This window comes from Paucilactobacillus kaifaensis (assembly GCF_005405145.1).
GTDB classification, from domain to species: domain Bacteria; phylum Bacillota; class Bacilli; order Lactobacillales; family Lactobacillaceae; genus Paucilactobacillus; species Paucilactobacillus kaifaensis.
In genome coordinates this window covers 1-22,386 of record NZ_BJDM01000012.1, presented here as the reverse complement: position 1 = coordinate 22,386, position 22,386 = coordinate 1, and the positions used below count along the sequence as shown (strand labels likewise).

Genomic DNA, 22,386 nt, shown 5'->3' with positions numbered 1-22,386 from the left:
GATTTTCATAATTTAATTCTTGCTTTCTTTCACCAACCAAAGCTCGCTGATAGAATTAAAATCATTACTCAACTTTCTCATAGCGTTTTAATTTAATTATCATAATAATCACATCTAATACAAAAGTCAACATCAGCTACAAAAAAGGCTTAAAATCATTAATGATTTTAAGCCCTAGACAACTATTTTAAACCTAACTATATTTTCGACAAATGCTAATGAGTAATACACAAGTAAATAGTCCCCCAGCACCTAATAACATCAATACAACTTTAGTTTGAGTTTCGTTTGTCTTTGGTAATACTTGACTATCATATTTGGCAACCGAAGTAATTTTCTTTTTATCGGTGTTTTGAGGCTTAGTCTTTATCTCCGTTGGGGCAATTTCTACCTTACTTCCATTGCTTTGTACAATTTTAACCGGTTTTAAATCAGTAACATCAGACTTTTTAGTCACACCGGCTGCATTTTTATCAGTGCTCTCTGTCTTGGTTGTTTTTGTGCCAGTCTCGCTGTTACTATTGTTGTTTACTTCATTAGTACTGCTATCGCTTGACTGCACTAAGCTGGCATCTGTTGTAGTAGTGGTCTGTTGACTTTCACTGTCTTTCATACTATTGGTTGATTCACTATTACCATCTTCGTCAACAATTTGTGGAGATACTGTTTGAACTTCAACAATAGGTTCTTCAGTAGTTAATGATTCTGAAAGGATTATACTAGTTCTAGCATCGCCAGTTGATTTTGTGCTGGAATTATCAAGTGGATCTGTCGCATCTGCCCCAACAGATCCACTATTCAAGTAGCTTCCTAACATCACACCGATAACTAGTAGTGCACTCGCAATCAAAAATCGTTGCAATCTTAGCATCACAATTACGCTCCTCCCAAAATAAATAATTCAAGTAAAAGTTATTAATTCGATTAGTTTATCCTATACCTCAACTATATCAAATTAACCGTTTACAAACAACCAAAAAAGTTAGATTATCTCCATTGCCAATACATATTAACTTGCTATAAAGACAACTTAGCATTAATTATTTCTAGATGTTCTATTTTCGATACCTTGTTCTTGAATAAATTTTTACTATATCTAGATGCTTTAGAACTTAACACAAAACGCGGCCGACAGCACAGTTATTGGAAACACAAGAATGAACTAATCAAGCGGATCACTTCTTTGCACGGGTTTCACGTAACTAACCCATAAATCTACAATCCAATGTAATCATCCTGAGTGGTACGCACACAGTCAGTTTCGTACTATGTTAACGAACAACCCAATTAAATTGAAATAAATAGAAACAACGTATAAATGTTCAAAAAATTAAAATCTTTCACTTTAAAATTTATAAAAGTTGATTTACTCTATTTTGCATACATCATTAACTTCATTGTTCTTCATCCCCTTGAATCATTTAACTTGATATGACCTCAAACTCTTTGTTACGCTTAATTTGTTCCACAAATGCTGATTTATGTTAGAAAGGAGAACTCTTTATGAAAACTCTAGATAGCGTTGCACTAGGTCTACTAGTAGTTGGTGGGCTTAACTGGTTACTGGTTGGCCTTTTCAACTTTGACTTAGTTGCCACTATTTTCGGTGGTCAAACTGCTGTCCTCTCTAAGGCTATCTACATTGTTGTTGGAATATGTGCCCTTTACTCACTTAAGTTCTTCCCACTTATCATGGGAAAACGAGATGATTAATTGCCTTTTGAAGCCGGTTCGCCGGCTTTTTTATTTGTTCTAAATTATGGTGTCATTTGTCTAACGCTGCCTTAATTTACTTTCTACCTGTAAATTTACATTTAACATTTCATAAAAAGTCCAAATTTAAACTCATTTATAGAACATATAGAATAGATGGATTCCTCAAGCCAGATTATAAAACTTTAGAAAAGCTCCTAGCAAATATTAAAACATAATTTTTAGTTTTAGCGTCGCACTCATACGCTGTCATCCTATAAATAATTATTTTGCTCATTTCTAGAAAATCTTTCTTGCTTAAAACAATTAGATAAGTGCTTTACCGAGTTCAACCAAAACACGATTTTAGGACAAAAAATATCTCTAATCATTGAATTAACAACGATTAGAGATATTGTTGATTTGCCATATTTAAGTAGGTTTAAAGCAATCTAAGCGGGTGACGAGAATCGAACTCGCGACGCAAGCTTGGGAAGCTTGAATTTTACCACTAAACTACACCCGCAATGCATTAACTATTATAGCATAACCATTTTATGCTGTGTATACGAATTTTGCTGATAAACCTCAGTTAACAAAAAAACATCCTCTTAAAATTAGAGGATGTTTTTTATCAAGAATATTATTTAAGCAATTTTCTTAATTTCACTCTTACGAACAATTGCACGTTGGTTTAATTCAGTAACTGCAACTTGATCGAGTTCATTGAAATCCTTGATGTTCACTAACACCGAGTTTTCGTAAACCTTTTCGATTTCTCCGGTAAAATCATGTTCTAAAGAACCGAACTTTTTACATTTGACATTATCACCAATTTGAAATTCTTCCATTAAGTTCACCTCATAAAATTAATCAAGTAATAGTAACAAAAATACGCGCAATAAGCAAATTATGCTTCACTCATCCCAGCCAATCGAGCTTCCCCACGCAATTTGAGTGTCTTTCGCATCTGCGTTTGGACTTCTTTTTTCACAGCTGGGTCTGTGGTGGTTTCAACCATTTCACGCATTCTTTGTAACTTATGCAATCTACGGTTGGCAGCTAGATAAGACCCAATCAACACAAGTGTTGATCCTAACCAAGCCAATGGTTCAGAGAAACTAGCACCAGCATAACCAAATGTTCCGGCCAAAATAATGGCACTAAACGACCGCATTACCAGCTCTGAAACGCCGGCAATAGTTGGAACAACGCTTTGTCCCAGTCCTTGAAGCGTATATCGGATAATAAACAAGATCGACAATAGTGAATACGAGCTTCCGACAATATTGAAATAAATCTGACTGAGTTTCAATACTTCAACATCTTGGCTACCAACAAAAAGCATTACCATTTGTTGACCAAAAATGATGATCGCAGCGCCGACAACAATACTAAATGAAATTGAAACGATTAAAGCCTGACGAACTCCTTTGATAATTCGCTCGTACTCTCCTGCTCCAATATTTTGGGCGGTAAATGTTGCCATTGTAATTCCTAATGACATCATTGGCATCGTTGCTAACTGATCAATTTTAGAAGCCGCCGTTGTTGCTGCGACTGCTGAAGTACCTAAGCCATTAAGAGCTGATTGCATAAAGATTGCACCAATAGCAATAATTGATGATTGAAAAGCCATTGGAAAACCAAACTTAGCATGTTCTGCAAATTCCTTAATAACATTCACAAAATCGACTCGATGAACTTGCAGCATTGGAATATGACGATAGATGTAAATCACACAGAGAACACTTGAAATCACTTGTGATACCACTGTTGCCCAACCGGCACCTGCAACACCCCAATGAAATACAAGAATAAACAATAATTCTAAGACCAAGTTCACTAATGTTCCAATAATCAAAAACCAAAGTGGTGTTTTAGAATCACCCAATGCTCGAATTTCATTCGAAAGAAGATTAAAAGCCACCGAAGCAAAAATTCCCATAAATATAATAGAAATAAAAGTGCGGGCATTAGCGTAAATATCTGCAGGAGTACTCATTAAGTGCATAATTGGATCGAGAAAAATCAAACTACCAACTGTTAACACAATCGTTACAAGCAAACTGATAAGAATGCTTGCAGCAAAACTACGGCGAACACCACGAAAATCATGCGCACCAAAGCGTTGTGCGGTAACAATTGATAATCCAGCTGTTAAACCAGATGCAAACCCAATAATCAAAAAGTTCAAGCTACCCGTTGATCCCACCGCAGCTAATGCGTTCACACCAAGGGTTTGCCCAACGACCAAAACATCAGAAAAATTGTATAATTGTTGAAATAAGTTACCAATAAATAGTGGCATCGTAAACATCAAAATTAATTTGATTGGATTGCCCTTTGTAAGATCGCGCATAGAAGTACTCCTCCTCCGTTGAATTTAACACAATGATTGGAAGTATACGACCATCCATTTGAAAACACAAGAGAAAAGTTTCATTGTAATCAAATAGTCACAAAATCGTTACAAAAGGCGTTTTCATTAGTTTTACATAATCTTTGCACTCAAATTGTTAAACCATGTTAAAATCTAAATAGATTAAAAAGGAGAGCACTAAGTATGTGGACATTAATTCATTTAGGAACAATACTTTTACTAGTTGTAACAGTCATAACTGGCTTAACCGCTAAATCGCAAAAACGCATTAAAAAGTGGATGATTTTAAGTCGCATATTCTATCTTCTTTTGTTAGTCACTGGCGGCGTGATTCTGTTCTTTGTATTTCCTACCGCTCCACTGATAGCCACACTTAAGTTTATTTTGGCAATTTGCCTAGTAATCTTAATTGAAGTGTCGTTTGCGCAAAAGCAAGAACGCAAAATGACATTTACTTTGTCGGCAATTCTCTCACTATTTTTTATTTTAACGTTTGCTTGTGGCTATTATCTTTGAAATTTTAATAAAAAAGCGTTCAAATTAGTGACTATAATTTGAACGCTTTTTTAAAAACTATCAATCTTTTGTTTCTTTTTGCCACACACCACGTTTAATCGTATCTAACATTTTAACCAACTGTACCGTTTCTGTAACATCATGAACTCGCAAAATATTACCACCATGTAAGTACATATATGCTTCCACGACTAAAGTAACTGGCAAGCGATCATCTTTAGCTAACCCAAATAGTTTTGCTCCAAAACCTTTTCGTGAAATGGCAATCATCATAGGCCGCTTTAAATAGTTAAATTGATCGATATTGCGCATCATCGCATAGTCCTGATATCCATCCTCCACTTTCGAATAGCCGATTCCTTGATCTAATGCAATTCGCTGGCGATCAATCCCATGTGCAACAAGTGTAGCAATATTTTGCTCAAAAAAAAGTTTCATTTCATAAGTTAAGTTTTCGTACTCATGATTACGACTACTGTGCATTGTCAGTAAGCCCACGTTGCTAGAAGCAAGGAGTGACAACTTGCGCTCGTCATCTACAAACGCGTTAACATCATTAATAATGTCAATGCCCAAATTGATTACAGCATGCATGACTTCTATTTTATAAGTATCAACAGCAACTGCAACTTGAGGAAACTTAGACTGAATAATCTTAATTGCTGGCACAATTTTATTAATTTCAGTTTCCGCACTAATTTCGTGAAACCCAGGGCGCGTCGTTTGTCCACCCACTTCAATTACATCAGCACCTGCCACTACCATCTTTTCAATTTGTTCCATCATTTGCGACTGGCCTTCAAATCTGCCCCCATCATAAAAAGAATCGGGGGTCACATTTAAAATTCCATAAATTAATGGCTTTTTGGTTACATTAAAGTTAAAACGTCCCGCTTGCCAATAAATGGCATGGTGCTTTTCAATCAACTCTAAATTACCGTTTAGGCCTTCATCTTGCCAGAGGTCCCACAGTCTCTCACGAAGAACTGGCAACAAATCCAATGTTAGCGAACAAGTCACCACAGATCTAGTCGTTTGTTGAACAAGATCAAACTGGTCCAGCAGCACCCTCAACTCTTGGGTCTCAACTGTAGACATCAAATCAAATTTAAGAAAGATCTGCTGAGAACGAACACCCATATCCCTCATTACTAAGCTTTTAAAATCATCTGTTGAATTAAAAGTAATTTCTTGAACCCGCATTGTTATCACCCCTCCAATTTACTAATGAGATCTAAAATAGCTTTAGTTCGATGCAACATTGGTATTTTTTCTTGATCTGGTAACTGAGCTATAGTTTGCTTCATCCCTTGTGGCTCCAAAATTAAATCAAAACTGGAGCCATTTGTACCACGTTGAGATGTAGCTACCGTACCATTAAACTCTCCGTATCCGCCAAATTCGCCCTTATCAGGTGTTACCAATACTAATTGGGCTATCATCTTAACTAATCGACTTTTTCCGGCTACTAATTTCAATACTTTTTGATTTAAGTCATCCACATCTTGGTATGGCTCCAGCTGTCTCGCAGTTGTCACTCCTAACCTTTTTGGCAACGCCTGTAATACCATCCCCGAATCATCAGCAACAATCCACTGATCCGGTAAATATTGAGCTACAAACCGTGCTTTTTTTCGTGCATTAGCCAAATAAGTTTTTGTTCCTTCAGGCGGGAACTTCAAAACATCAATTTCATCTTGATATGATTTTGCCTGTAGTCCTAGAAACCGAAAGCATTTAATTAATTCCTCTGTTTTGGATTTATTATTTGAGGCAATGATAAAAGTAGGGAAACTTTTCATCTATTAGTCAGCTCCTTCACCACGTAAAATGAACCAGTTACTACGATTACTGACTGTATGCCGGCAATTTTAAGAGCTGCATTAACACCTTGTTGCACGGTAGCAACAACTTGGCTCTGTGGTAAAGTTTGCTGAATCTGTTTGGCCGATAATGCGCGTCTTTCGTTATCCGGTGTCACCACAAAAATATGATCTGCCACCGCTTCGTACTGTCGTGCCATTATCTGATAGTTTTTATCCTTCAAAAAACCAATTACAAAAATCAAATGTTTATCAAAAAATAAATCACTGAGCGAATTAAGCAGCTGTTGTGCAGCATCTGGGTTATGGGCACCATCTAAAATAACAACCGGATTAGTTTGCAAAACCTGCATGCGACCAGGTATTGATACCTGAAGCGCCGCATCTATTAAAGCTTGTGAGGTGCTGACAAAGTCATGGGATAATAACCAATCATAGATAGAGACAACTGTTTTAAAGTTATCAACCTGGAACTCACCTATCATTTTTAATGTTACTGAGACATGCTTTAAATATGACGAATCAACAATTAAATCACTTCCGCCGATACTTTGTGAGTTAATTTTTATTTTTATCTGACTAGCCTCATTCACTTCGCAGGCCTGGTTCTTAACTGCAGTCCTTTTTAAAACTTCAATTGTATCAGCATGCTGATTTGGGGCAATAAAAACAGTTGTATCACGTTTAATAATTTGTGATTTGTTATATGCAATCTTTTTAATTGTATTACCCAATATCTTAGTGTGATCAAGATCTATATGTGTAAAAACAGTTAGCAAGGGCGCACTAATTGCGTTAGTAGCATCATCTCTGCCACCCAATCCGGCTTCAATAACCGCCCAATCAACATGTTGATTAGCAAACCACTGCAACATAACCAACACAAACCATTCAAAGATTGTTAAATCAGCGGCAACAATTTCATCAGGAAGCCGTTGTTCAATCCAATCATACACTTGGATAAAATCAGCTTCACTGATTACTTGCTGATTAATTGTTATTTGCTCCTTCAAATCATGTAATGCCGGACTCGCAAAGTGTCCGACCTTATTACCAGCATTCGTCAACAACTGACTGATTAAACTTCCAGTTGATCCCTTACCATTGGTGCCAGCTAAGTGAACCACTTTATAACGTTGATCCGGGTGACCTATTTTAGCTAAAATTTTTTTCAATAATGCCACACGATCATCATCGGCTGCTAACATGCCATGATTCATGTGCTTAATTAATTCTTCGTAGCTATTCACTATGATTACCTGTTTGTCGTAAAAATTCATTTTTTAGTTCTAAATCACTTTTAAAAACACCATCAAACTTAGAAGTATAGGTGAACAGCCCTGACTTGCTTATCCCACGCATTTCCATACACATGTGACGAGCGGACAACGAGACTGCGATTCCTTTAGGTTGAAGTATCCGTTGCATTTGAGCCGCAATCTGAGTTGTAATTCGTTCCTGAACCCCAGGTCGTTTTGCCACAAAATCAACTAAACGTGGTATTTTGCTTAACCCAATTATTTTGCCATCACGCGGAACATAGGCAACATTAGCCATGCCAAAGAAAGGCAGCAAATGGTGTTCACACATTGAATAAAATGGAATTTGCTGCACCATCACCATTCCTGGGTCCTCATCAACATGAAACACCTTGTAATCATTAAAATCTTTATTTTCATCTAATGAGGCAAAAACCTCGCTGTACATTTTAGCAACACGTGCCGGGGTTTCAACTAATCCTTCTCTAGTGGGATCATCACCGATTGCACTTAATATTTCCTGAACCGCTTTTTCAATTCTTGTCGTATCCATTAATTACTTTCACCACCACTATTATATTTTTGAACCATATTATGATCGCTAGTCTCACTAATCATCGTTTCAATTTGATGTAATATTTTGGGATCATCAGTCGTAATTTCTTTCATTGGAATAAGTACAAACAGTCGATTCTTTATCTCCGGATGTGGCAAAGTCAATGTCTTATCTTGGCTTACTAAATCATCAAAATACAAAATATCTAAATCAATTGTCCTTGGTCCCCAATGAATCAATCGTTTTCGATGTAATATTTGTTCGATTTGATGTAAGTAGTCTAATAATTCCAGTGGAGCTAAACTTGTTTGGAGTGCCACCGCAATATTAAGGAAGTCGTCTTGTTTAACGCCACCAACAGGTTGAGTTTCATAAATACTAGATACTCGTACAATTTCGATTGCTGCATTCTGTTTTAACTGCGTGATTGCTTGCTTTAGATATTGTCTACGATCACCAATATTAGAACCGACGCTAAGATAAACACGACTAGTGGTCATTATCTTGTGACCCAGAAACTTCAATTTCAACGTTATCAAAAATGCCCGCAATTGGCACACTATATTTACGCACTCGTAAAGTAATTGCTTGAATTGTCGGATATGTGTTTAGCAGTTTTGCTAACAATTGGTTGGCAACACTCTCAATTAAGTTATAATTGTTCGTTAAAATAAAATCTTCGATTGTTTGATATACATCTGCATAGCTAACTGTTTCCTTAAGATTATCGTGTTTTACAACTTGTTCAATTGGATAGCTCAACTCTGCGTCTAGTTGTAATCGTTGCCCCAATTTCTTTTCTTCTGCAAAAACACCATTATAGGTGTGAAAACTCATGTTATTAATTCTAATCTTTCCCATTTGACCACTTCCTCAATCATCACTTTATCTAATATGATATCATTTTTGCGCAACAATTGGTTAAATTGAACTCAACATGCCAACAAACAAAAAAGTGCACATCCAATTCGACTAAAATTAGATGCGCATTCTTAACAATTGATCGATTCGTTAATCTTTCTCACTTTGTTCTAAACGTTGCTGGATATTAGCTACAGTCGTCATTGTCTCTTGGTAAGTTGCTTTATCAAAACCCAGTCGCGAGATACAGTCACTGGTAGCTTGCAAAATCTTAGCTTTACTTTGTTGCGCCTTAGCTGTTAATTCAACAATGACACGTCGCTCATCTTCGGTAGATCGCGTTCTAGTTAACCAACCCGCTACCTCCATACGTTTTAACAAAGGTGTTAACGTTCCTGTTCCTAAGCCCAGTTTATCGCCTAATTGATTAATTGTGACTCCCTGTCGTTCCCATAATGCTAATAATACAGTATATTGCACATAGGTTAGCTTAAACTCTTTCAATGGAGATTGGTAAAAACGATTAAACAACTGGTGTGCTCTGTTGATCTGAAAACACAATTGATTATCTAACACAACTTCATCTGTCATTAGTCTAGTCTCCTTAAAGATTAGTTTCATCGTCTACAATATATCTCTTATCAGATGAAAAGTAAATATAATTTAATTTTCAAATATTGGTGATCACCGTTCTAGTGGAATTAAGTGCTCTACCCCAGGTACCGATGGACCTTTGCCCATATACCGTGGAATTAAATGAACATGACAATGCATCACACTTTGACCAGCTGCTCTTCCAGCATTAATCCCTATATTATATCCATCCGGATGATATTGACGATCTAAATATTGCTTAGTCTGCTCTATCAATTCCCATAATGAGTTTAATTCTGTGGAATTTAGTTGCCAGATTTGTTCAACATGCCGTTTAGGAATAATCAACGTATGTCCAAGTGAAACTGGTGCGAAATCGAAAAAAGCGGCACTTAAATTATTCTCTAGTATAAAATCACGATGATTCTTTTGACAGAAGACACATTTTTTCATCGTAGCAATCACCTTTCAAAATAAACTACAAGATGTAGATTGATTTCTGCAATTAGTAGTGATATAGTAATTATCGTTTTCGTTGGAGGTGAACTAAGGAATGACCAAAAAAAGAACCTTAGATCAAGACAAGGTTTTGACCGCAGCAACTAATATTGTGCGTAACGAAGGATTGAAAACACTCACGCTACCAAAATTGGCACATGAGTTAGACATTAGAACACAATCATTGTACAACTATATTGCCAACTTAGACGAACTAATTTCATTAATTGGTGCACGTTTGGTCTACAAACTACGCCAAAAGATTAAAGATGGTATTGTTGGACTATCGGGTACTGAAGCTCTGATTAAATTCGCAGATATTGCCCGTGACTTTTTAATTGATGAAGGAACGTTAGGAATAGTTATTTTTTATTTACATGAATATCCTAAGGAATCAACGTTCAATCACGAGGCCCAGATGCTCGTCGAATTGTTAAACCAAGTAATCGACTCTTCACATATCGATCAAGGAAATGATGAGCCTTTTTCGCACGCTTTAATTGGATCAGTTTTAGGATTCGTTTTTATTGAAACTTCTGGTTTTTATAAAGATGAAACTTTTGCTAGTTCAACAAAAAGCTATCATCAAATGATCAATCGAATCATCACTCCTAGTGGTGAACTGGCATAAGGAAATGTTATTTACACATAAAGCATAAATAGAGGAGGAGAACCATTGGCTAAATTTTTCAAAAATCACTTGGGCGCTTTGCTCGCCTGGATTGCTATTTTATTAGTAGCCGTTTTCATGTTACCAAACATCAATCAGCTAACTCGCGATCATTCAACTATTGAGCTACCAAAAGATTCGCAAAGCCAAATTGCAAATACCATTCAAAAAAAATGGGGTTACCACCAAGGTAATACCTATCAAGTCGTTGCTGTCTTTAATAATGGTAATTCAGCGATGTCACATTCTGACAAACAAAAAGTTCAGGCAACCATTAATGATCTCAAACGACATAAAGACAAATACGGTATCAAAAGTATCACCGCACCAAATGATAACGATGAAACCAAAGCTCAACTAATTTCTAAAGACAAATCAACCCAGCTGGTTCAGCTAATGATTAGCAAAGATCATGGCACAGTTAAAAAAATCAATCAGCAGTTGTCTAAATCGATTAAAACAAGCGGTGTTAAATCGTATATTACCGGCTCGGATATCTTGAACGATGACTTTTCTGGTGCAATTCAAGAAGGTATTAAGAAAACTGAAATCATTTCCGTGATCTTTATTTTTCTAGTTTTAGTCCTAGTCTTTCGTTCACCAATTGTCCCGTTAGTATCATTATTAACAGTTGGGGTTTCATTCATGACCTCATTAAGTATCGTCACTAACCTTGTAGATAAATTTAATTTCCCATTTTCAAACTTTACGCAAGTTTTCATGGTGATTGTGCTCTTCGGGATTGGTACCGATTATAATATATTGCTTTACAATCAGTTTAAAGACGAACTTAGCCGTGGTGTATCTAATTGGAAAGCAACTCAACAAGCTAGACGAGTTGCTGGTAAAACCATTCTTTATTCTGGATCGTCAGTATTAATCGGTTTTTCAGCTCTTGGCTTAGCCAATTTTTCCATTTACCAGTCTGCCATTGGTGTGGCTGTTGGTGTGGCTGTGCTACTAATCGTCTTATTAACCCTCAATCCGTTTTTTATGGCAGTTTTGGGCAAAAAGATGTTTTGGCCATCCAAAAACTTTGATGGCGAAGGAACTAGTTCCTTATGGCATCGGCTATCAACTAGTTCCGTGCTCCACCCAATTATTTCGTTAATCTTAGTGATAGTTATTTTGTTACCCTTCTACTTTACCTTCAACAATCAATTAAATTATGATGACACTGATGAAATTAGTAATTCAATGCCAGCAAAGCAAGGTTTCTTAACCGTTCAAAAACATTTTTCCAAAGGAACGGCAGAACCATCAACGCTATATATCAGATCCAACCACCGATTAGATAATGAAAAAGACCTAAAGTTAATCGACGAACTAACCCGTAAATTACAGGCCGATCCAGATGTAAAAACAGTGGCTTCTGTTACCCAGCCGGGTGGAACAAAAGTAAAAAAATTATATGTATCTAATCAATTAGGAACTGTTAACTCCGGTCTATCATCAGCACAAAAGGGTCTGGGACAGTTATCTAACGGTAGTCAACAAATGACAAATGGGTTAGGCCAGCTATCAACTGGTAGTCAACAGTTAGTAGATGGTGTCTCTCAATTGACTAGCCAGTTAAATGGGCAGTTATCGGGTAGTAATGCTGCTCAAATCAGTCAGCTTGAAAGTGGTCTGCCACAGATCAATAGCGGTATCCAACAATTAAATGCTGCGCTGCAACAGTCTGGTAGTTCAATTGACACTAGTAGTCTTACTTCTGAGCTAACTAATGTTGGCAACCAAGCACAAATTATTGGCACTAATTTAACAAGTGCCGGAAACACGTTACAAAGTTTGCAAGGCCAAAGCACTTCTTCAAGTGATTCAGCTAATGCAATCATTCAGGCTGCCAACCAAAATGGAGCGAGCTTGAATGCTCAACAACAAGCTATTTTAAACAAAGTTATAGCTAGTGCGCTTGATCAGCAGACTCAATCTCTTGAAGGTTCATTGGCATCGGTAGCTGCTAATATTCAAGCGGCTGGAAATGCAGATAAAAGTTTAGCTAACTCAATGACAGATGTCGGTAATTCAGCCGCCTCATTAAATAGTATGATGGGCCAAGTAGCGACATTAAAGACTCAAGTTAATCAACTAGCCACTGCTTCTAATACAGCCCTTCCTGGCGCCGCCACTGCCCTTACTCAACTTACTAGTGGTCTCAATCAAGTTCAATCTGCATTAGGTGCCAGCCAGACTGGTCTAATTCAGATTAATACTGGTATTAATCAGTTGGCAGAGCAATCGCCTAAACTAACCTCTGGTATTGACCAAGTTAATAGTGGTTTGGGTTCTGGTGGCAAGTATCTGACAGCATTGAAAAAATCAGCTGCTGCTGATACTTACTACGTGCCTAACAATGTTTTGCATAGCAAATCATATAAACCGGCGATTAAAGCCTATCTTTCTGAGGATAAAAAATCAGCTAAAATCACCGTTGTTTTAGGAACTAATCCAAGTGATGCTAAAGCAACAACTAAAGTTCGATCACTATCCAATATGGCCAAGAAGAGTCTCAAAGGAACTGATTTGAAGAATGCAACAGTTGCGATGGGTGGACAGTCATCTACTCTAGCAGACATTAAAAACCTTGCTAGCCAAGACTTCATCCGAACAGCGGCAATTATGCTAATTGGAATAGCATTAGCCCTTGTCTTTGTTACCAGGTCACTTCTACAACCTGTCTATATCATTGGTACGCTAATGATGGCTTACATGACATCATTGAGCTTGACTCGTTGGTTTAGTCACCTAATTTTAGGTAAAGACATGTTAACCTGGAACACACCATTTTTCTCGTTTATCATGCTAATCGCGTTAGGTGTTGACTACAGTATCTTCCTAATGATGAAATATCGTGAGTTCGGTCGCGATAATATGATGCCATCACAACGAATCGTTAAATCTGCTGGAATCATCGGTACCGTGGTAATTTCCGCGGCAATTATTTTGTGTGGTACATTTGCTGCCTTGATTCCGTCTGGTGTTCCTACCTTGATTGAAGTTGCTATGGCGGTGATTATTGGTTTGATTATCTTAGTATTTATTATTCCGATCATCATTCCAAGCACCATTCGTCTGACCTATCCTGTTAAATCCGGATTTCAAGATGCAGAGAAACGTGAAGACGAACAGAAAAATAAATAATCGCATCAAATAAAATGAATCCTTTGTTGGATTCATTTTTTGTTAACAAGCTATTCTTTTATGTATCATCCGTGTTTATTAGATTAAATATGGTAAAATAAATTTAATTTCGATAGAAAAGTGAGAACTTAACATGCAACTATTTAAATTAACCATTTTAGTTTTCTTAATCATAGCTGTACTAGTCCTATTAAGTACTATCTTGCTTCTAGTTACAAAGCATGGTAATCCTCGAATCATCGGCATTTACTGCTTTTTGTCATTTTTAATTACGTTATCTTTTTCTGCAATCTACTTTATTGTTTTACGCCTCTACCAATAAATATGGGAGATGATATAAATGTTTTTAACCACTGGCAGTATCGATAAACCACATGTCATTAAAGGAATTGTCAACGCCACAAGTCATTTAATGCTATCGTCAGAGACAATTGATGCGTTTGAATCCATTGAGCAGCTTTTTCCAGACGTTGAAGAAAAAATGAAACAAATTGCAACGGATCATAATGCTGATGGTATCGTAGATATCAAATTCAATACAGAAGTTGTACAGCTTCAGGTCGCGCCAAAATTCTTAGTTGTTACGGGATATGGGACGATGGTCAGCTTGATAGATTAATCTAAACTAAATAAAAAACCAGCATTCTTTGCAGTTAGAATGCTGATTTTTTATTTAGTTTTAGTGCCCGAGGCAGGATTCGAACCTGTACATGGTTACCCATACAGCGACCTGAACGCTGCGCGTCTGCCAATTCCGCCACTCGGGCAAACAACATCTTTTAGTTTACACTACCCCTTCCAAATTGGAAAGACCTTTTAGACGCAAAAATCGTTAATTCAACTAATTAATAGTTATCATAATGAAAATATTTGGTTGACATTAATTGCTACTAATTCCATTATAGACATTACTAGTAGTTAATGAATGGAGGTCAGTTAAATGTCACGTGTTGAATTAATTAACTATGCAATAGATGTCGCCACAAAAAACCGAATGCAATTACTTATTGAATCTGCTTACGAGGTTTCATTTGTCGATGTAAAAACTAAGCAACAATCTGATATCGCTCAGAGATTTATCGATTTACATTCCGATGAAACTTTTAGCGGTAAAGCAATGAAATTTAAAATTAAGAGCCCCAATTAATTAACTTAGTAGTTAGTTGAAAAAGAGTCCAATTGGGCTCTTTTTATTTTTAATAATGCTAGTGTGTGTTATCGTTGCATCCCCACGCCACCATGATCATTCATCAAGTTGCGAATCTCTTGATCCCGAACTAAGTTTAAATCACCAGTAATAGTTAACTTCAAAACACTTGCCGCCATAGCATAATTAATTTGTTCTTGCGGCAAAAAGCCATTGACTAAGCCATGCACAATTCCAGCACCAAAAGCATCTCCCGCAGCTACTCCTTCCATTACATGCATTTGGTAAGTTGGTGCATCGTAGAATTTACCATCGTGCAACATTGTAGCAGTCCATCGACTATCCTCCACAGATTTAATATCTCTTAATACACTAGCAATTGTATGACATTGCGGATACTTTGCTACTACTTGTTGCATTGCGCTTTTGAATTGATCTTTTTGTTCAATACCATGACGCATATTCCCATCAAATGCTTCAATTCCTAATGAAGAAACAAAATCCTCATCGTGTGCTAAACAAACATTTACATATGGCATCAATTTATTCATCGTCGCCTGTGCTTTCTCTGGTGACCATAACTTGGCGCGATAATTCAAATCACAAATAACTGGTATTTGGTGAATCTGACAATATTGACAAGCCTGCGTCACTGCTAACTCCAATTCTGCTGATAATGCAGGAGTAATACCAGAAAAATAAAAGTAGTCAACATCTGTTAAAATATTTTCCCAGTCAAATTCACTCGCCGTGGCGGTAGCAAACGCACTTCCTGCACGATCATAGACGACGTTCGTTGGTCGGACACTAGCTCCTTTTTCAAAAAAGTAAATTCCCATTCGTGTGCCTCCCCGTCTTATTTCACTAGTATCAACATGATATTGTGCCAATGTCGCTTCGCCACGATCTCCTAATAAATTATCAGGAAATTTGGTAAGAAATGTGGCCCCATCACCCAAAGATGCTAATGAAACTGCTACATTGGCTTCAGCTCCTCCATAAGTTGCTTCAAATTGACTAGCTTGCATAATTCGCTCATTATTTGGTGTTTTAAGACGTAACATCATTTCTCCAAATGTTAAAATTTTCATAATATAACCTCGTCTCCAATTCATTTAACGCTTTAATTATAGCATTGAAACCGAATTCATAAATATGATTTTTCTAAGGTAGTTCATAAATAAAAGTTAATAATCTTTACAATCTACACCAAAGTCTGTATCATTTAGCTTACTAATTGCCCCCACTATAAATTAAAACTAGGAGACAACGATGCCTCAATTAATTGACTTTATTATGCACATTGATCAACATTTAATTTCGATTGTGAACCAGTTTGATTCAATGACTTACCTAATCTTATTTGCACTAGTATTCATCGAAACTGGTGTGGTAATATTGCCATTTTTACCTGGTGATTCATTATTGTTCGCCGCCAGTGCGTTAGCGGCTAACCAAGCATTTAATCTAAACTTTGCTTGGTTACTCATCACCTTCTTTGTAGCCGCGGTGCTAGGTGATTCACTGAACTACGAAATTGGTAAACATGCTGGTTTATTAATTAGTAAAAATTCACTGTTTGGACGCTTGCTAAATCAAGAAAAACTGGATAAAGCAGAAGCATTCTTCAATCGTCATGGTGGTAAAACAATCGTTATTGCTAGGTTTATGCCGTTCATTCGGACATTTGCACCATTTGTTTCAGGCGGTAGCAATATGAATTATCGTAAATTTGCATTCTACAACGTCATTGGCGGTTTTTTATGGGTCATAATTTGTTGTCTAACAGGATACTTTTTTGGTAATCTACCAGTCGTACAAGATAACTTTACCTTTGTAATTTTTGGAATCATTGGAATTTCATTGCTACCAGCGATTGTGACATACCTTAAAAACAAACTCAGTCCACGACAAGAAGAAATTGAATAACACAATAAATAATAATCAGTCTGGCAGCCAAAAAAAGTTGTTAGACTTTTTTATTTGTGTTTAAGAGCTAACTTTGACCGATGGACCATAAGTACGCTAAAATAGCGGTTATGGGTTCATCCCAAATTTTTGAAATCAAACTAAATTAAAGGTCGATACTGATATGCCATTGCATCTTAAAATAAGTCGAAATATTTACATTAAATATACACTTTGTTTTTTCATTATTGGAATTTTAGTTTTTGCCGTCGTACCATTATCCAAATCAACCCTCATTTGGAATTCAGACGGAATTACTCAACATTATCCAGCACTCCTCTACTGGCGTAAATTGTTGCGTGGCCTTATTTTTCATCATCACTTATTTGCTCAGTGGGATTGGAATATTGGTTTAGGTTCTGACACATTTCAAGTGTTTTCATACTATGTTATGGGTGATATTTTCACTTATCCAGCAATCTTTTTTTCACAAGCTCATATGGCGGCCTACTACTCCGTGATGACTGTATTACGACTATTTTTAGCCGGAATTGCTTTCATTTTTGCTGCCAAACGATTAGTACCACACGCAAAACCAGCCTCCATTTTAACTGCTAGCTTTGTGTATATATTTTCTGGATATACGGCTTACGTGACGTTTGCTCATCCGTTCTTCTTAAACCCACTTATTATTTTACCGCTATTAATTTACTCAATTAATAAAGCACTAACTACCAATAAAACAGCATTGCTATTTTTCATGACTGCATGGACATTGTTCAATAATTTTTATTTAGGAGCTGTTATGGGCATTGGTATGGTTATTTACTGGCTAATTTTATTAATCACCAAGCCACAATTTCGGCAACTAAAACAAAATCTAAAATTAATCTTAAGCGTTCTTGGTGGCATTGGGTTAAGTGCAGTCCTATTTATTCCATCAATGTACCAGCTTATCAATTCTGCCCGCTCAAGCAGTCAAGTCGCTAATGGCATGACACTCTATCCACTAGCTTATTACTTAACTTTACCAGGAATGGCTATCAGTAATTATTCCAGACCTTACTGGGTAACCGGTGGTATTTTAGCGATTGGTGTAATTGCAATGCTCTGGTCGCTAAGACGGTTCCGTCAATTTAAAACAGTCAATTTAACATTTGCCATCAGTGGCCTTATTTTGTTGGTTCCCTTTTTGGCAGCTTTAATGAACGGAGGAACTTCGCCTTCTAATCGCTGGACATTTCTAGTAATGTTTCCTGTTGCAATTGCTGTGATCTTCTTACTAGATAATTTAGTTTCTATCGATAAGAAAGACTTAATCATTTTTACAATTGCTGGTTTCATAATGGCCATTAGTCTGTTCATCACGCACAGTTTCAGTTTTAAATTTGATTTAGGCGGAGTGCTAATAGTTTATGGTAGTTTGGTTGTCTTGTTAATTTTAGTTCAAGGCAATCGCACCCTTAACATTACAGCACCCAAGATTACTGCCGTTATTCTTATACTGACCAGTTTAAATGCTGTCATTATTATGCGTGATCGTCATACTAACCAGTTTTCACAGGATGAAACAATGCTGATGACCTCATCAGCTACCCAACAATTAACGAATGCACAAAAAGCCTACGAAAACACCACAGACTCAAAAGATAAAACCACTACTGCCAATTATTCCCGCGCACTAATTGACGGACAGTTGCAAAATTATATTGGTAAAGCCCCTGCAGACAATCTTCCTATTCTGGCCAAAACCAATAATATTAATAGTTACTGGTCACTGCAAAACACTTATCTAAGCAAATTAAATAGTGAATTAGAGAATAATACTGGTAACCCAAACGACGTAACTAACAACGCTGACTATCGGTCACTTATCCTGCAATATTTTGGGGTTTCTCGCTTCTTTAAAAATACCACTAGTGAGTTTGAACCAGCCGGTTATGAAGACACCAAAACCGTTGTTAACTCACAAAAATTATTGACTAACGATCAAACAATGCCGTTAATTTATCACTCTGCTAGCACAATGAGTACAAAACAATTTAGTAAGTTAGATCCCAGCCAAAAAGAAGTCGCTCTAATTAGCAATACGATTTCTAAAAACGCCCCAACCACTTCAAATCAGAACTTATTAAATAAGGTGGTTAAACTTCCCTTCTCATACCTCAATGGCAATGTTGTTACAAAAAAACATGTTTCAGTGACAATGCCTTCAACCAATATTGATCCGTTTGTCACCATTGATTCAACTCAAAAGAGCATAAAGGGGTATGAGTTACACGCGCGCATTAGTAACATCTCTTTTCATTCTGGTTCACTAAATAAGCGCTTCAAAACGGCCACTAACAACTATATTCAAACTCACAATGAAGATATGATGCTTAGTGGTGAGGATCCCGACTTACGGTATAGTAGTCAACTATTCAAGCTAAATTGGCTCCGTAAAAATGCCACCAGTATGAGTGGCAACACTGGTGCTTTTAATATTCAACTTGCATATGGTAAAACAACCAATGTCTTTGAACAGACGGGTAACGATAACCTATCATTTTATGATCCCAAAGAGTCAACAACGCTTAACTTAGGTACAATCAAGTCCTCAGAAAACCTAATTGCATTATCATTACCCTCTAGTGGAAAATATGAGTTTGATTTAACACTCTGGGCTGTACCAACGGGAGCAACTGTCACAAGGGCAATTAACAAAAATACACCTGCTAATAATATTAAAGTACAAAAGAATGGAGTTACTGCAAGTTACCAGGCCAAACATGCTGAAGTTTTAGCAACCACTATTCCCTATTCTAGCGGTTGGCATCTGAAAGGCTCTGCTAGTAATCTACCACGTGTTAATGAGGCCTTTATTGGCATTCCAGTTAAACGGGGCCATAATCAGATCAAATTGGTTTATCAAACGCCACTATTAAAGATCAGTTTCCTTATTAGCATTGTGTGCTTAGTAATATTAGTGGTCTTAATACTAGTTGATCTACGTATTGTACCAAGACTTAAATCACGAAAAATGGTCGTTAAAAGTAAATAATACTTTAAATAGCTCCTGCATGGATTAACTCCATTCAGGAGCTATTTATTTATCATAGTACGATAATGTCGCTATTAATTAAGCGAATTCTTATTAAGAAATTTCTAAATATGCTATGATTCTTATATAAACTATAATATTTAAAGAAAATAATATCTGTACTTTATTCCGACTTGATTCATTTTGTTGCATCCACGCAAACGACTATCTGCTATAACTTTTATTTTGTAATTTCACATAAAGGAGTTTCTCTGATGACACCATATAAAATATTTTTCACGAACCGGATAACAACGACATCAGTTGTTGTTTGCTATAATGCCAGCACACTAAACAATGAAGAGATTTTTAATGGCCGTATTAAAATGCAAATTAATACAGCTAACGCTCGCTTTCTAGCCTCAGGCAATGTTGCCTTGCGAGCAATTGAAACAACTATGATGGGGATTGATACTAAATATCGACTAGTTGCAGTAACCTTCACTAAACCAATGCAACAAGAAATTCTGAGTATCCCAGATTACTCTAATTTCAACAAATATGTTTTTGACCACGGGATGACCCATGGTGTTCTGATGGTGATGGATAAGAATAGGAAAAAAATTGGCGTTAAAATTACCGAGATTTAGTCTGCATCAAATAAAATTTTTTTGTAAGTGATATTGATAGCGCTATCAATCAATGTGGTGCTAATATTATTGTGAAAAGTTAGTTTTTTGGAGGGAGTAATGCCAATGAGCGAAATTACAATAAACCACGATCTTTTATATGACAAGCAACACCAGCTAACCTTAGACTGGTACACACCAGTAAAGACTTCAACTAAAACAGTTGTGATTGATATTCATGGTGGCGGCTGGTTTCGTGGTGACAAACAAAAGGATGCCGATATGGCAACTTCACTAGCAAGTGAAGGCTATATCGTATTAGTTCCTAATTATCGTTTAACTCCCACTAGTCACTTTCCAGCACCTCTTGTTGATATGGATATCTTAATTGGATGGATTAAACATCAGTTTGAACAACCAAAAATAATGGTGCTTGGCTCTTCTGCTGGTGGTAATATGGCTGTCGAAATGGGGATTAAATATGGCCTGCCAAGTATCTCACTATCCGGCATTCTAGATATTGATAGTTGGTTGAATAATCATCCAGAAGTCATCGCTAAACCAGACTCACAGCAAGATTTTGTTAATTCAGCAAGTGCTACAATTAACCAATCTGGCAAGAATGATGCATTTTATAAATGGTTCGTACTAAACTATTTAGATAACGATCTTTCAGTTACTAAATCTGCTACCCCATACTATCATGTAAATAAAGATACAGGTCCGATGTTGCTAGTTAATTCGTTAAATGAATTTGTACCAACATCTGGCGTCTTGAGGCTTAGTGAACAACTTATTAAGTTTAATATTCCAGTTCAAACTATCTTTTTATCAGGAACCCAACATGCTAAAGGATATCTAGATCAGGTTTGGTCGCAGATACTGCTATTTTTAAATAACAACTCAAAGGAGTAGATTGATTATGACAAGTGAACTACAACGAAACCCTATTGATGATGAATTACTAACACCAGCAAATTCAGCTTTTTTACTAATTGATTATCAACCAACTCAAATTAATTCAATCAATTCAATGAACCGGTCTCAATTAGTTAAGAATGTTGTTTATACTGTCAGATTGATGCAAGCTTTCAAAATCCCAATTATTCTCTCCACAGTCAATGTACGAACTACTCAAAATCAGGAAACAGTTGCGCCAATCAAGGACTTATTGCCCAATGTTCCGAGTTATGATAGAACAACCATTAACGCTTGGGAAGATAAAGAGTTTAATGCAGCTGTCAGAAAAACCGGTCGTAATAAGCTAATTATTGCCGCTTTATGGACTGAAGCTTGTCTCACCTTTCCAGCCTTAGATGCCTTGAAAGAAGGTTTTGAAGTTTACCCCGTTGTGGATGCGGTTGGTGGTACATCACTAGTAGCACACGAGGCTGCATTGCGACGCGTTGAATCTGCTGGCGCACAGCCAACCAGTATCGCCCAATTAGCCTGTGAATTACAACGAGACTGGAACAGGCATGATACTGTACATGATTTTGTAAATATCTTAAGTGATGCTGGAGCATTTATGAAAATGTAGTTATTTAAACTCATCAATTATGCATAATAAATAGGACGCGTGATTAGAAAATAGATATAGTATTTTCGGGTCTACACTATCTGGTGTTGGTAAATAACCAATATCAGATTTTTTTGCATATTAAAAGGACATGACATCCTTATG

Annotated in this window: 23 protein-coding genes, 2 tRNA genes and 1 other annotated feature (1 of these 26 only partly in view); of the genes, 11 read left to right on the top strand and 14 right to left on the bottom strand. The window is 36.6% G+C overall.

What is annotated here, in order from left to right; translation table 11 throughout:
• Positions 1 to 90, bottom strand: a binding site (T-box leader); it reaches 149 nt to the left of the window's first position.
• 103 nt (positions 91 to 193) lie between these two features.
• Positions 194 to 874, bottom strand: a complete 681-nt coding sequence (locus FFM51_RS06060) for a hypothetical protein (RefSeq protein WP_137597747.1) — start codon at positions 872 to 874, stop codon at positions 194 to 196.
• Positions 875 to 1,503: 629 nt separating this feature from the next.
• Between FFM51_RS06060 and FFM51_RS06055 the strand changes: the two genes are divergently transcribed.
• Positions 1,504 to 1,713: a DUF378 domain-containing protein gene (locus FFM51_RS06055; RefSeq protein WP_137597746.1), complete on the top strand. Its 210-nt coding sequence runs from the start codon at positions 1,504 to 1,506 to the stop codon at positions 1,711 to 1,713.
• A gap of 434 nt (positions 1,714 to 2,147) precedes the next feature.
• Here the strand turns inward: FFM51_RS06055 and FFM51_RS06050 are convergent.
• The 3 genes from FFM51_RS06050 to FFM51_RS06040 form a co-directional block, all read right to left on the bottom strand.
• A tRNA-Gly gene (locus tag FFM51_RS06050) sits at positions 2,148 to 2,218 on the bottom strand.
• A 121-nt stretch (positions 2,219 to 2,339) separates the two neighbouring features.
• Positions 2,340 to 2,543 (bottom strand): DUF2187 domain-containing protein, encoded by a 204-nt coding sequence (locus FFM51_RS06045; protein WP_137597745.1) that lies wholly within the window; start codon positions 2,541 to 2,543, stop codon positions 2,340 to 2,342.
• A gap of 59 nt (positions 2,544 to 2,602) precedes the next feature.
• On the bottom strand, positions 2,603 to 4,054 hold the full coding sequence (locus FFM51_RS06040; protein WP_137597744.1) for an MATE family efflux transporter: 1,452 nt from the start codon (positions 4,052 to 4,054) through the stop codon (positions 2,603 to 2,605).
• A gap of 204 nt (positions 4,055 to 4,258) precedes the next feature.
• On the opposite strand from FFM51_RS06040, the gene FFM51_RS06035 reads away from it, so the two are divergent.
• The gene (locus FFM51_RS06035; protein WP_137597743.1) at positions 4,259 to 4,591 is read left to right on the top strand and encodes a DUF1516 family protein; all 333 of its coding nucleotides are present in this window, start codon (positions 4,259 to 4,261) and stop codon (positions 4,589 to 4,591) included.
• A gap of 60 nt (positions 4,592 to 4,651) precedes the next feature.
• On the opposite strand, the gene folP is transcribed toward FFM51_RS06035, so the two are convergent.
• The 8 genes from folP to FFM51_RS05995 form a co-directional block, all read right to left on the bottom strand.
• Positions 4,652 to 5,794 (bottom strand): dihydropteroate synthase, encoded by a 1,143-nt coding sequence (gene folP / locus FFM51_RS06030; RefSeq protein WP_137597742.1) that lies wholly within the window; start codon positions 5,792 to 5,794, stop codon positions 4,652 to 4,654.
• A gap of 5 nt (positions 5,795 to 5,799) precedes the next feature.
• Positions 5,800 to 6,393: a non-canonical purine NTP pyrophosphatase gene (locus FFM51_RS06025; protein WP_137597741.1), complete on the bottom strand. Its 594-nt coding sequence runs from the start codon at positions 6,391 to 6,393 to the stop codon at positions 5,800 to 5,802.
• Positions 6,390 to 7,664 carry a bifunctional folylpolyglutamate synthase/dihydrofolate synthase gene (locus FFM51_RS06020; protein ID WP_223875902.1) on the bottom strand — a complete coding sequence of 425 codons (1,275 nt, stop codon included), beginning with the start codon at positions 7,662 to 7,664 and terminating at the stop codon, positions 6,390 to 6,392. The genes FFM51_RS06025 and FFM51_RS06020 overlap by 4 nt, the downstream gene beginning before the upstream one ends.
• The gene (folE, locus tag FFM51_RS06015; RefSeq protein ID WP_137597739.1) at positions 7,657 to 8,226 is read right to left on the bottom strand and encodes a GTP cyclohydrolase I FolE; all 570 of its coding nucleotides are present in this window, start codon (positions 8,224 to 8,226) and stop codon (positions 7,657 to 7,659) included. The genes FFM51_RS06020 and folE overlap by 8 nt, the downstream gene beginning before the upstream one ends.
• The gene (folK, locus tag FFM51_RS06010) at positions 8,226 to 8,729 is read right to left on the bottom strand and encodes a 2-amino-4-hydroxy-6-hydroxymethyldihydropteridine diphosphokinase (protein WP_137597738.1); all 504 of its coding nucleotides are present in this window, start codon (positions 8,727 to 8,729) and stop codon (positions 8,226 to 8,228) included. Before folK ends, folE begins: the two co-directional genes overlap by 1 nt.
• Positions 8,719 to 9,090 carry a dihydroneopterin aldolase gene (gene folB, locus FFM51_RS06005; RefSeq protein ID WP_137597737.1) on the bottom strand — a complete coding sequence of 124 codons (372 nt, stop codon included), beginning with the start codon at positions 9,088 to 9,090 and terminating at the stop codon, positions 8,719 to 8,721. The genes folK and folB overlap by 11 nt, the downstream gene beginning before the upstream one ends.
• Before the next feature lie 150 nt (positions 9,091 to 9,240).
• Positions 9,241 to 9,681: a MarR family winged helix-turn-helix transcriptional regulator gene (locus FFM51_RS06000; RefSeq protein ID WP_170999580.1), complete on the bottom strand. Its 441-nt coding sequence runs from the start codon at positions 9,679 to 9,681 to the stop codon at positions 9,241 to 9,243.
• A gap of 93 nt (positions 9,682 to 9,774) precedes the next feature.
• The gene (locus FFM51_RS05995) at positions 9,775 to 10,137 is read right to left on the bottom strand and encodes an HIT family protein (RefSeq protein WP_137597735.1); all 363 of its coding nucleotides are present in this window, start codon (positions 10,135 to 10,137) and stop codon (positions 9,775 to 9,777) included.
• 100 nt (positions 10,138 to 10,237) lie between these two features.
• On the opposite strand from FFM51_RS05995, the gene FFM51_RS05990 reads away from it, so the two are divergent.
• From FFM51_RS05990 to FFM51_RS05980, 3 genes are all read left to right on the top strand, one after another.
• The gene (locus FFM51_RS05990; RefSeq protein ID WP_137597734.1) at positions 10,238 to 10,813 is read left to right on the top strand and encodes a TetR/AcrR family transcriptional regulator; all 576 of its coding nucleotides are present in this window, start codon (positions 10,238 to 10,240) and stop codon (positions 10,811 to 10,813) included.
• A 45-nt stretch (positions 10,814 to 10,858) separates the two neighbouring features.
• Positions 10,859 to 13,996, top strand: a complete 3,138-nt coding sequence (locus FFM51_RS05985) for an MMPL family transporter (protein WP_137597733.1) — start codon at positions 10,859 to 10,861, stop codon at positions 13,994 to 13,996.
• A gap of 340 nt (positions 13,997 to 14,336) precedes the next feature.
• On the top strand, positions 14,337 to 14,615 hold the full coding sequence (locus FFM51_RS05980; protein ID WP_137597732.1) for a hypothetical protein: 279 nt from the start codon (positions 14,337 to 14,339) through the stop codon (positions 14,613 to 14,615).
• Between the two features lie 64 nt (positions 14,616 to 14,679).
• Here the strand turns inward: FFM51_RS05980 and FFM51_RS05975 are convergent.
• A tRNA-Leu gene (locus tag FFM51_RS05975) sits at positions 14,680 to 14,763 on the bottom strand.
• Between the two features lie 173 nt (positions 14,764 to 14,936).
• Between FFM51_RS05975 and FFM51_RS05970 the strand changes: the two genes are divergently transcribed.
• Positions 14,937 to 15,143, top strand: coding sequence for a hypothetical protein (locus FFM51_RS05970; protein ID WP_137597731.1), 207 nt, complete (start codon positions 14,937 to 14,939; stop codon positions 15,141 to 15,143).
• 68 nt (positions 15,144 to 15,211) lie between these two features.
• On the opposite strand, the gene FFM51_RS05965 is transcribed toward FFM51_RS05970, so the two are convergent.
• Entirely contained in the window at positions 15,212 to 16,237 is a 1,026-nt protein-coding gene (locus FFM51_RS05965; protein WP_170999581.1) for a sugar kinase, read from the bottom strand.
• Between the two features lie 178 nt (positions 16,238 to 16,415).
• Here FFM51_RS05965 and FFM51_RS05960 point away from each other — a divergent pair, with 178 nt between their 5' ends.
• The 5 genes from FFM51_RS05960 (at position 16,416) to FFM51_RS05940 (ending at position 22,242) form a co-directional block, all read left to right on the top strand.
• A complete protein-coding gene (locus FFM51_RS05960) occupies positions 16,416 to 17,072 on the top strand; it encodes a VTT domain-containing protein (RefSeq protein ID WP_137597729.1) in 657 nt (218 codons plus the stop codon).
• Between the two features lie 163 nt (positions 17,073 to 17,235).
• A complete protein-coding gene (locus FFM51_RS05955; protein ID WP_137597728.1) occupies positions 17,236 to 20,094 on the top strand; it encodes a YfhO family protein in 2,859 nt (952 codons plus the stop codon).
• A gap of 254 nt (positions 20,095 to 20,348) precedes the next feature.
• Positions 20,349 to 20,723 (top strand): hypothetical protein, encoded by a 375-nt coding sequence (locus FFM51_RS05950; protein WP_137597727.1) that lies wholly within the window; start codon positions 20,349 to 20,351, stop codon positions 20,721 to 20,723.
• 105 nt (positions 20,724 to 20,828) lie between these two features.
• Positions 20,829 to 21,617: an alpha/beta hydrolase gene (locus FFM51_RS05945; RefSeq protein WP_137597726.1), complete on the top strand. Its 789-nt coding sequence runs from the start codon at positions 20,829 to 20,831 to the stop codon at positions 21,615 to 21,617.
• A gap of 7 nt (positions 21,618 to 21,624) precedes the next feature.
• Positions 21,625 to 22,242: a hydrolase gene (locus tag FFM51_RS05940; RefSeq protein WP_137597725.1), complete on the top strand. Its 618-nt coding sequence runs from the start codon at positions 21,625 to 21,627 to the stop codon at positions 22,240 to 22,242.
• The last annotated feature ends 144 nt before the right edge of the window (positions 22,243 to 22,386 follow it).